The organism is Deferribacterota bacterium (genome assembly GCA_034189185.1).
Classification (GTDB): domain Bacteria; phylum Chrysiogenota; class Deferribacteres; order Deferribacterales; family UBA228; genus UBA228.
The window spans coordinates 19,102-30,509 of the sequence record JAXHVM010000007.1 but is presented as its reverse complement, the minus strand read 5'-3'; the positions used below and the strand labels follow the sequence as shown (position 1 = coordinate 30,509).

The window sequence follows — 11,408 nt, the reverse complement described above, 5'->3', positions numbered from 1 at the left end:
ATCCATATTATGACCTGTAGCTACAACATCAATATTTTGCTCATGAGGTATTTTATTAAAGAAATATCTTTTAACAATCCCGCAGACGGAACATTTTTTTCTGCCACTTTTTTTTGATAACTCTGAGATTGTTCTGCCAATACCTAGTTTTTTAACTATGAATGGTAAATTGTTTTTTTCGGCAAACTTTTCGACTTTTTGCAAGGATTCGTTTGAATAATCACCTATTCCAAGATGTATATAGAGTCCTTTTGTTTTATAACCCATTTTATTTAGAGCATACCACAACGCTAGACTATCTTTACCCCCAGAAACACATACTAATATCTCTTCTTCGCGCGAAAACATGGAATATTTTTTTATTGCCTTTTCAACTTGTTTTATAAAGAATTCATTAAAATGATTATGGCAGAATGAAGTATTATGCCTCTTTAAATTAATAATTGCTTTTGATCCACATACGCGACATTTCATTAACCACCACTCACCACAGGTATTATTTCTACGGTATCACCATCTTTTAGGCGTATATCATGTGTTAAAATTTCACCATCTTTTGCCACGATAGCTGTTTCACTAGGAATATTAAGCTCATTAAGCAAATCTTTTACTTTGTGTTTTCTACATTTTTTGATGCCCTGCCCTTTTATCACGGCCTTTACCATATTTATAACCTTTTAATTGATTTTTTATTTGAGATTGTTTTTATTATATTATTAAAGCCTTGCAATAACTATAAATGAATTAAAACTTAAAAATAATATAAATTTGCTTTAGTTATTTGTCAATTCCCATTATCTTTTGTAGATAGGGCAATTGGTTGTAATAAAATGCCTAGTCTATTTTCAGCGGACTCAAGGATCAATTTTAATAATTCAGCATAAGATATTCCAGCGACCTTTGCCATTTTAGCCATATGTCCATCCCAGCACCAACCAGGATTAGGATTTGCTTCAAGAAGTTTTGGATTGCCTATTAAGTCAAGTCTCCAGTCAAAACGACAGTAATCTCTACACCCTAGCCTTTCGTATAACTTCAAAGAGCATTGTATTAAGAATTTTTCCAACTCTTCTGAGAGGTTAGCCGGTATAGATTTGATACTCCAATATGGTGAATTTGGAAGCCATTTAGCCTCATAGCCACAGATTCTGGGTAGTTCTGGTGGCAATGATGAATAGTCTTCTTCTATAATTGGTAAAATAGTATAATTACCAGGGACATTTCCTATAATTCCAATGCTTAAATCTTTTCCTGTAAGGAACTCTTCAACAAGAATGGGCTTATCATAGCCAAATTTCTCTCTCATCTCTGAAATAGTGTTCACCAGCTCTTCAATATTACCTACTACGCTCTTTTGAGTAATTCCAAAACTTGAATCTCCAAAATTAGGTTTGACAATTGCCGGGAAAGAAAGGGAGAGCTCAAAGGTTGTATCCTCAGGTTTTATAAAAAATGCATCAGGAACAGGGATTTCCATCTCTTTTGCAATACCACGTACCAAAGATTTATCATAGCAATAAGCAAGGCATTGTGGATTAGCACCTGTATAGGGAATACCAAGTATTTCAAGCAAAGCTGGGACATGAAGTTCTTTTGTCGGATCGTTAAAGTAGCCTTCATCGCATAAATTAAAAACATAGTCGATCTTGTTCTTTAGTTTAATTAAATCTTGGCTTAAAGTATCGTGGTTGTCTAAGTAAATAAATTGATAATTGTCTAATTCTTTCAAAGCAAGTTTCAATTGGTCAATAGTGTAAAAATCATCATCATCAAAAATAAGATAAGGCTTCAATAAGTCTGGTTTTCGTGGATCTCCTAAGATCACTGCTATATTTTTCATTGCTTTTTTTGATCTTTTTTTGGTGGGAACCCACTCTTTTTTCACCATTGCAGTAACAATTATACGCTGTTCCATCATACCCAAATCTTGGTTTCGTTGTGAGTCAGGAGATATTGCCCCATGGAAGGAGATATTACTGAACCCAGCTGTTTTTAGTAGGTCTGTCAAGCTTTCTTTTGTATAGAGCCTTTCAGCATAAAATTGGTCTACAATTACACCTTTTTCTATATTAGTAACGACTTCACGTGATATAATGCGCTGTTTATCTAAGGAGATGGAACGCTCTCTGGAGACAAAATGTTTTTTATCTATCCATTCCCAGGACCTTGGATTAAAATGTTCTTTTAAGTAATTGCCATCAGCCACATCTATAAGAATGCGTCCCCATGGTTTTAGGGCCCTGAGAGCTTCTTTTAGAACCCTTAAATCATCTTGAATTGTTTCAAAGTAACCAAAGCTATTCCCCAATATTGTAATAACATCAAAACTGTTAGCATTATAGGGAAGTTTTCTGGCATCTCCCTCTCTAAACTTAACATTTAAATCTTCTCTTTTTGCCACTGTTTTTGCCTTCTGGATTAGATAATGTGAACGATCTAATCCTTCAACATTTATAAAACCTCTCCTTACTAGTTCAATTATATGACGTCCCTGTCCACAGCATAAATCTAATATTTTATCTTCTGTTGAGAGTTTTAGAATTTCTAAAAATAGGTCAATTTCTGTTTTAGTAATTTGGGAATCATCTACTACATCACCATCTGTTTTGAGGTAGATTGAGTTAAAAATGTGTCGCCACCAATCTGGTTGTACATACTCTTCTAGATTAGATATAGGCCCGTAACACCTGAAGCGTTCCTTAAAAATCTCTCTATTTGATAGTTTGTTCCTATTCATATTTGACCTCAATAATATTTAATTAAAATTCTATATAATAATATAATTTAAATTAAGCAACATATTTTAGAAACTAATTAAAAATTTAAAATTTATATTGACAGCACTGATTAGGCAATATTTGATCTTTATTGTACTTTTAGATGTTTACCAAGGGATGAATACCGATTTATTGGGCTTTTTATTGCATTTTCAATGATATTCTCATCTGCAAATATATACAACCTTTCTTTTGCTCTTGTAATGGCAGTATATAGCAATTGTCTATTTAATAGCTCCTTATGTTTATCACCTAAGATAAGTAGTGCTTCATCAAATTCAGAGCCCTGGGCTTTATGCACTGTCATAGCATATGCTGTCTCATGTATAGGTAGTAGTGTAGGTAATAAGGCTCTATAAGTATCCATATTCCCCTCAAAATATACATAAGTCTCATCCATATTTTCTATATATATCCCTATATCACCGTTGAAAAGGTCAATGCTATAGTCATTTTTGTGTATAATAATTGGTCTTCCAGAATAGCACCTACCATTTACCCCAATAAGCCCTTTATACCTGAGATAGGCTTCCACATATCTATTTATAAATTCAACACCAAAATCCCCTTTTCTGTATGGTGTTAGTATTCTAAATTTTTTAAGTAGTTTAAATGCTTCTTTTACATCTATATTATTACTTTTTTCAACTAAAGGGGTATAATATTTATCAATTAAATCATTTATTTTGTTAAATATCTTTTTTTTATTGCTAAAAGGGTGCAATTCTATATCATTACTAAATTTTGATATTTCTAATGCCTTTTTATAGTCCCCACGATTAACTAATATCGAAAGTTCTTTTATTTTAGATTCCTCTTTTTGTCTATAGATTGACTCAAGCTCGACCATACAATCTTGTAATTTATAAATATTTTCTCCTTTAAGCTTTTTGGGATCAATATCTATATATTTTTTAAAGTGCACTATCATTTTATCTGAAAATTTATTTATATCCCCTAGCCTACTAATTTCACTTAACACACTACCAGCCTCAACAGAGGTTAGTTGGTTTTTATCCCCTAATAGGATTATCTTGCAGTCTTTTCTAATTGCTCTAAAAATGTTAACCATTAGTGCTAGATCTATCATTGAGGCTTCATCTATAATCACAACATCATATGGGATATGTCTCTTAGGACCATAAAAATAGGATGGTTTTGATTCAGATGCACCAAGTAATCTATGTATAGTAAAGCTTTCATCTGGTATGTCTGCTTTTAATAGATTACCTAAACTATCTTTAATTTCTTTAAAATTAAACTTTAGGCTTTCTAATAATCTATTGGCCCCTTTTCCAGTGGGTGCAGAAAGAGCAATTTTATATGAAGGATTTTTAATTAACAATAATGCTAATATCATGCAGGCTGTATAGGTTTTACCTGTACCTGCACTGCCAGAGATAATGCAGATATTTTTTAATAGTGCAACTATAGCAGCTAATTTTTGGTAATCTGTACCACCATTTTTAGCTTTAAATAGCTTATTTAATGCTTTTATGGTTTCTTGATTTATTATTTCTGTTGTGTCTGCTTTTTCAATAAGCTTATCTGCCAACTCTAATTCAAATTTATAGAATTTTTGGAAATACAGCTTGTTATCACTGTCCAAAACTAAAGGTCTATCATCTCTATTTTCACCTAATATATTTGCTTGCTTAAGCTTGTATAGCCATTCCTCTAGTTGTGGGTATGTGTAATATAGACCATCCTCTTGAAGAGAGAATTTTTTACCTTCAAAATCTTTCATATCAACACATGTATGTCCATTATTAAGGTGATAGCTTAGTAGCAGCGAGGTCATTTGTACTATCTCTTTAGTTTTCACATCACTACTTTTTATAAACTTGCTTAAGAAAATTGCACAAATATATTCAACTTTGTCAATTACTTTAGAGGTATATGCAGATTCTAAAATATCCGTTGCCTTAGATAACATTTTTTATCTCAGCCTGTTTTAAAAATTCTAGTGGCCTGTCATAATAAATGCCGCTATCCCTATTTTTTTGAATACCCCTTGCAAATATATAGAATACACCACCGATATTTTCTATATTTACAGATTGTTCTTTTACTTTTAAATACCTATATAGAGCTAGTATATAAAGATGATATTGCAAATAATAGTAGTTTCCCAACATCTCCTCTTCTAGCTTATTTATTTCATAGTCATCATAGGTACTACCCAAATAGTTAAACTTCCAATCAATTATGTAATACTTATTATTATATTTAAAAACAAGGTCCATGTAACCATTTATAAAGCCTTCTATATCTTCAAAGTTAAGTTTTTCAATAGACTTTATATAGCTATCTTTATTATTTCTTTTAAAATAATCTATAAATAATCTTTTTATATCTTTCAAATTACTTAAATTTAAATAGAATTCTAACTCAGTAAGTTTATCTCCTAAAGGGATATCCTTTAAACATAGTGGCTCATTACAAAAATTTTTCAGATTTTTGTTTAACAAAATATCTATAGCCTCGATTAAAGCCTCTCTGTGTTCATTAGTATTGTATTTTGTTTTTTTTAGCTCATTTTCTATATATGCACCCCTTGTTATTTTATCTGCACTAAAATCAAGGTTTTCCATTATCTTATGAAAAAGATTCCCCGATGATGCCCCTTTATCAAAGGCAAAAATGCCTGTTAAATTTTCTTTTTCATCATTTTGAAAACTGCCAGTTAATTCATCAATAGCAGGCATCCTTTCCTCTAACAGCCCTAGCCTAGAAAGACCAGAATAGCTAGTTACAGAATATTGCTTATTAATTTCTTTTTCAAAACTCCTTTTAACTAAAGGTATTTCTTTGTTAGTATTTTTTCTAAAAATAGTAGGCTCTTTTGTTTTTATAGATTCTACAACAATAGTACCACCTGAGTCTTTACTGATTTGTTCAAGCTCAGATAATCTTTTATTATAATTTTTTTCTTTTAAGATATTTTTTATTTCACCAATATTTGAAATACTTGTTTCTTTTGATACATGTAAGAGATAATTTAAAGCAGAGCATATATTTTTATTACGACTATTATAATGATAATAGAGATAACATTTGCAAGCTGCCCGTGTTAAGGCAACATATAGAAGTCTTAAGTGCTCCGAGAGGTTTTCCCATGAACATTTATCCTTGTTTTCTTCATAGTTAGTCGATCCTATGTCAACATTAATTTTTCCATTGTTATGAAATATTACATTCCCGCTACCTTTATTTAATTGTGCATCTTTCCAGAAAAAGGGTATAAAAATGATTGGGAATTCTAAGCCCTTACTTTTATGTATTGTGATAATATTTATTGCCCTTTCTTCTCTTTCAAGCCTTAGCAGATGTTCTTCTTCAGCTAGTGATCCGGCCTGCTTTTCTTTTTCTTCTAACCACTTAATAACCTCATAATTTCCTCTTACACCAATATTATTTGCCTTCATTATTAGTTCTATAAGGTGTAAAAAATTAGTTATTTTTCTATCCCCCAACGGCATTTTCAGTAGTTTCTCTTTTATCTGATAATCATTTATAAATTCTGTTATCATTCTATAGAAACCCTTAGATTGTAAAAGGTTTTGATAGTACATAAAATCTCTCAATACCTTTTCCCATTCTTTTTCATTTTTTTGTAGATCATAGATCTCACTAGCTTTCTTATTAAATAGGCTTGTTGATAGTGCAGTTTTTAGGTTAGCCCGGTTTGCAGGGTTACTAAGGGCAATTAGAAACTTTTTTAACTCCTTTGCTTCTTCACTTTCATATACGCTTTCCCTGCTATTTGTGCATGCTACTATATTATATTTATTAAGTTCTTTCCTTAAATATTCACCGTCTCTATTTTCCAATGTGATGATTGCAATGTCGCTGCCTTCAACGGGTCTTATTTTACCATTTTCTATTATTTTTATTTTTTCACTATTTAATAGCTCTCCAATTTCATTTATAATATCTTTTGCTACTTGCTTTTTAGCAACATCTTGATTAATTTGTTCTTTATTAAAGTGTTTTATAGCTAAATTGCTTTCTAAGCCTTCAATTTTATACTTTTCACTGGCGGCATTTAAGGAATTATATTCTATTTTATCAACTAAAAATGGATTTTTACTATCTTTATATAAAGTGTTATAGGCGTTTATCAGATTCTTTGTAGATCTAAAATTTGTATCAAGACAATATTTATATGCTGCCTCATTGATTGCCTCTAGATATATATAGATGTCAGCCCCTCTAAATTTATAGATAGACTGCTTAGGATCCCCTATTAAGAAAACCTTTTTATTTGTATTAAAAAAAATATTTTTTAAAATATTATATTGCAAAATGTCGGTATCTTGGAATTCATCAACTATTAGAGCGTTGTATTTATTTCTTATTTTATTTAGAAGAACAGTATTATTATCTTCTAATGCATTATAGAGGTCTTTTAATTGATCATTAAAGGTTATTTGGTTGCTGTTTTGTTTTATTGAGTCTACTGCTTTATCAATGTATTCTAAAAACTTTGCGCGCAACATTATTAAAGCATCTTCATTAGCGTCATCAAACTTTTCACTTTTTAATTTATTTAGTTTGTTTTCTTCCCTTTCATAAATAATATTATGATTGAACAATATTTCTCTTTTAGCTTTTGGATATCTAATTACTTCTTTTGCTAGATTAATTAGCCCACCTATATCAATCCTTAAAAAACTATTTATATTACTAATTTCTTGTATCTTATTATATATATTGGGAGGTAAGCTAAAAATTTGGTTTCTCCAGAAATCATAGACAGCTTGTCTTATATAATAATCGTCATCCCCAAATAGTTCTCTATTAAATGTTACACCACTTTCAAAGGGGAATTCCTTTAAAGTTCTATCACAAAAACTATGTATTGTATGGATTGAGGCCTCATCAAAATTGTTAAAGGCAAGCTCTAGTTTTGGTATAGATTGGTTTTTATCATTAATTTTTTCCAAATATTTATATAATGGATCATTTGCATTATACCTATTCTTATTTTTCAAATATTCTAGCGAGATTTTGAGTCTTTTATATAGGCGATCTTTCAATTCATTTGTTGCCCTTTTTGTAAAGGTAATAACAAGAATGCTCTTTAATTCAAAATTACACTCTAGAATAAATTTTATAAAGAGGCATTCAATGCTAAAGGTTTTGCCGGTTCCTGCGCTAGCCTCAATTACATTTATATTATTTAAATGTTGCTCTTGATCCTCTAGAGTGATCTCTTCAAATATATTATTTATTTTATTTTCCTTTATCATTCTCCAATTCTTCTTCGAAAATTTTTAGATAGCTGAATATTTTTTTTGCACTGTTATTATATGATTTATTGAAAAAATCTTCTTCAGGGTTATTTAAATCTTTTAAATAAAAAGAAAGATAGTTGTCTGGCTCTCTATTAAAGGGTTCTAAGATGTCTTTTATTTTTTGAGATTTATTAAATTTTTCTTCTTTTTCATAATATTCGTAAGAATATTTTGGGATAAAGTGCAGGGGGGTCTTTAGACCATCTAAATATAGCTTTAAAAAATAATCTAAAATTTCATCTAATTCTTCTCTTTTTAATGCTTTATATTTATAAATTTTATATATAGGTTCATACTCTTCTCTACCCTCGGCAAAGAGATAGGAATCACTTAGTTTTTCAGCACCTATAAGAGACTCATAATAGTTTAAGATAATATGTTTTAAATAAACTTTTAATCTTGTATTTATTGGAACATCTGACCTCTTAGCTTTACCACAGGAGAATCTATAATCAGCAAGGTTATATCCCTCTAATTCACCTTTAATTATTTTATTATTATTTAATAACTGATTATTATCAATTTTATGAAAATAAGATAATGTGCCTTCTATAGTATAGTTAATATTATTGTATTTGTAAGGAAGGTGTAATTCATAGTTTATTCTTACTTTGTTTATAGTGTATTTTTCTAATAATATTTTTTTAAAATCTTCTACACTTTTAAAAGCTTTTTGAAATTCACCAATACCAACCCCACCAGGTGGTAATATATCTGCATATTTAGTAATACAATTTTTTTCTTCTTTTTCTTTAAAATAGTTATCTGATAGTCTTTCTTTTAATATAAACTCATTTAAGCTATCAAGGGAGAAGGGTTCTTCATCATCTAAAGATAATTTTTTCTCCTCTAAATTAATATTCAATGTTTTTTTAAAATAATGTTTAATAGGATTTTCAAAAAACTTTAAGAAGTCATAAATATTGATAACATTATCTTCTGGTTCAATATCTATCCTTTTGTCAATAAACTTTGTTTTTTCTTTTTTTGGATTGTTAGTTGTAACTTCTGCAGCACAGTAATCTTCCTTTGAATAGTTAATATAGTAAGGTTCATTATCTCTCATAAAATAAGCAGGATCAAAGGATGATATTTTATCTTTAATTACAATCTCTTCTTCAATGTTCTCTACATTTTTAATATTAAAACGCTGGCGTAGATAATATATAAATTGATTAATTAGAACAGAAGGCGGTATAGTATCGTTTAATATCAAGTCTTGTCCAACATAGCTAAGGTATAGTTTTTCCTTTGCAGAGATTATAGTCTCTAAGAAGAGGTATTTGTCGTTTTCTCTTAAATTTCTATCTCCTTTTTCAGGGTGTAGAGAGATAAGATCAAAGCTTAAGGGTTTTCTTTGGCGTGGGAAGGTATCATTATTTAGCCCTATTAAGCATATTATTTTAAAGGGAATACTCCTCATAGGAATCATTTCACAAAAGGTTATACCACCATCTAAAAATCTATGGGTATGTAATTTATTTTTAAAATTATTCTTTAAATATTCTATTATAAAATCAAGGCCTACATTAATTTGAGGCCCATAATTTGTACAATAATTATAACTTTCAAGCATATCATCTAATGAAGATTTTAGGATTGCTATTTCTCTGCTAATATTTGCCGATGTAGGTATATCAACTGGAAATATTTTATCTACAAAGTCTATTAATTTCTTAAACCAACTATCTACACTGTGTTTGTTTATTGAAAAATTGTAAAGATTATAAAGTTCATATAGAAAAATAGAGATAGCTGCTATTATATTATTAACATTTGCCTGAATGCTTTCAACGGTTCTTATATTTTCAAATAAATTATCCCTTTCATATATTAAGCTTAGTAGTAATCTATCAAGGCCGTATTCCCAGCTATATTCATTATAGCTATATTCAATACCCTTTTCTTTTCTAAAATTGCTATCTAGTCCCCATCTAACAGCGGCATCATTTAGGCAGACTTTCATTATATTAATATCTGTTTCATTTAGACTAAATTTCTCTTTAATTGCCTCACTTTCAATTATGTTAATAATATTATTTATCTCAAACCTACCCTTTAGAAGATTTAAAATATCCATAAATACCTTTATGGTTCCTTCACTATCAATATAACTTACATCGGATATGGAATAGGGAATCTCTTTTTTGCCCCTTTTCAAGCCAAACACAGCATCAATAAAAGGGGCGTAAGTCGAAATATCAGGGGTCATAACTAGTATATCAGAAGGTTTCATGTTGGGATTATTATCAAAAATATATAGTAGTCTGTTATATAAAACTTCAACCTCTCTCATTGGGGAGTGACAGGAATGGATCTCTACTGAATCATCAATATTATCAAAATCTTTTTTAGGTATCTCATTAAGATTTATATCATTTAAAATATCCTCTTTTATAACCTCCAGCATAGTTTTTCTTGTGTTCTTATTAACATTTGCACTGTTTTTTTGTATAAAATCGAACCTAATATCAGTAAAAGTTTCTAATAAAAGTGTATAGAAATCTGCTCCTGTTTTGCCAAATTCTGATAATAAATTATTCTTTACGTTGTAAAATAAAGTTTCAGCTTCTACCCCTTTTTTTATTTTTAATTTTAAGGCTTCTTTTTGCGAGATATATTCAAGCCAGTACTCCTTTGAAGGATTTAAGAGGTAGAGATATATATCTATATATTTCGCAAACTCATTTAATATCCCTATATAGAAAGGAGGTAACATGGAAAGCCCAAAAAGAGATATCCTTTTAGGAAGTTTATCTAAATTTAGATTTTTAAAGATTTTATTATTAACAGATGAGGGGAATGATTTTACATTAAGTTTTTTAACTATATGTCTATATATCTCAAATTGCCACTTCTCAATTAAGTCATTTTTATAATATAACCTTCCCTCATCCCAGCTTCTTATCATTTCAGGTCTGTAAACAAAGTATTGGTCAAAGAGGTCGCTTATACTATAGGCAAGCTGTGCCAATTTTATTTCACTGTCCTCTATATACTTTTTTAATGAGTTATTTAGCCCTTTATCTAAAAGGGCATTGGTTATTAGCCAAAAAATATTTTTTGATTCTAAAGGGTGGTCATTGTCAAATTGTAATCCTGCTGATTCTAATAGATGGTATATTAGGTATTTTGGTTTTAAATATTTTATATTACAACAGATGCCATTTTTTTTTGCTATATTTAGGGAGAGCAACTTCTTTATACCATCTGTTTGGGTTACAATGATTTCAGGAACCATAGGGGGTAGTTTTTTTGTGTTAATGTTCTCTGTTAGGCAATATAATAAAGTGCTTAAATCATTTGATGAAAAATCGTATAGAGCCATTTA

6 protein-coding genes are annotated in these 11,408 nt (G+C 29.7%); all 6 read right to left on the bottom strand.

Annotation, left to right across the window (positions count from 1 at the left end):
• The coding region (locus SVN78_01095; GenBank protein MDY6820203.1) for an ATP-binding protein at positions 1–474 on the bottom strand (474 nt) is incomplete at its 3' end.
• On the bottom strand, positions 474–665 hold the full coding sequence (locus tag SVN78_01090) for a MoaD/ThiS family protein (protein MDY6820202.1): 192 nt from the start codon (positions 663–665) through the stop codon (positions 474–476). The genes SVN78_01090 and SVN78_01095, both read right to left, overlap by 1 nt.
• Positions 666–784: 119 nt before the next feature.
• Complete coding sequence (locus tag SVN78_01085; GenBank protein ID MDY6820201.1) at positions 785–2,737, bottom strand: methyltransferase domain-containing protein; 1,953 nt, start codon at positions 2,735–2,737, stop codon at positions 785–787.
• A gap of 128 nt (positions 2,738–2,865) precedes the next feature.
• Positions 2,866–4,713, bottom strand: coding sequence for an exodeoxyribonuclease V subunit alpha (gene recD, locus SVN78_01080; protein MDY6820200.1), 1,848 nt, complete (start codon positions 4,711–4,713; stop codon positions 2,866–2,868).
• Positions 4,703–8,032 (bottom strand): UvrD-helicase domain-containing protein, encoded by a 3,330-nt coding sequence (locus SVN78_01075; protein ID MDY6820199.1) that lies wholly within the window; start codon positions 8,030–8,032, stop codon positions 4,703–4,705. Before SVN78_01075 ends, recD begins: the two co-directional genes overlap by 11 nt.
• Positions 8,016–11,405 (bottom strand): exodeoxyribonuclease V subunit gamma, encoded by a 3,390-nt coding sequence (recC, locus tag SVN78_01070; protein MDY6820198.1) that lies wholly within the window; start codon positions 11,403–11,405, stop codon positions 8,016–8,018. The genes SVN78_01075 and recC overlap by 17 nt, the downstream gene beginning before the upstream one ends.
• Positions 11,406–11,408 lie beyond the last annotated feature (3 nt).

What these genes read in the sequence shown, in the direction of transcription:
- SVN78_01090 (MDY6820202.1), bottom strand. Translation starts at nt 665, where the DNA reads ATGGTAAAGGCCGTGATAAAAGGGCAGGGCATCAAAAAATGTAGAAAA.
- SVN78_01085 (MDY6820201.1), bottom strand. Translation starts at nt 2,737, where the DNA reads ATGAATAGGAACAAACTATCAAATAGAGAGATTTTTAAGGAACGCTTC.
- recD (MDY6820200.1), bottom strand. Translation starts at nt 4,713, where the DNA reads ATGTTATCTAAGGCAACGGATATTTTAGAATCTGCATATACCTCTAAA.
- SVN78_01075 (MDY6820199.1), bottom strand. Translation starts at nt 8,032, where the DNA reads ATGATAAAGGAAAATAAAATAAATAATATATTTGAAGAGATCACTCTA.
- recC (MDY6820198.1), bottom strand. Translation starts at nt 11,405, where the DNA reads ATGGCTCTATACGATTTTTCATCAAATGATTTAAGCACTTTATTATAT.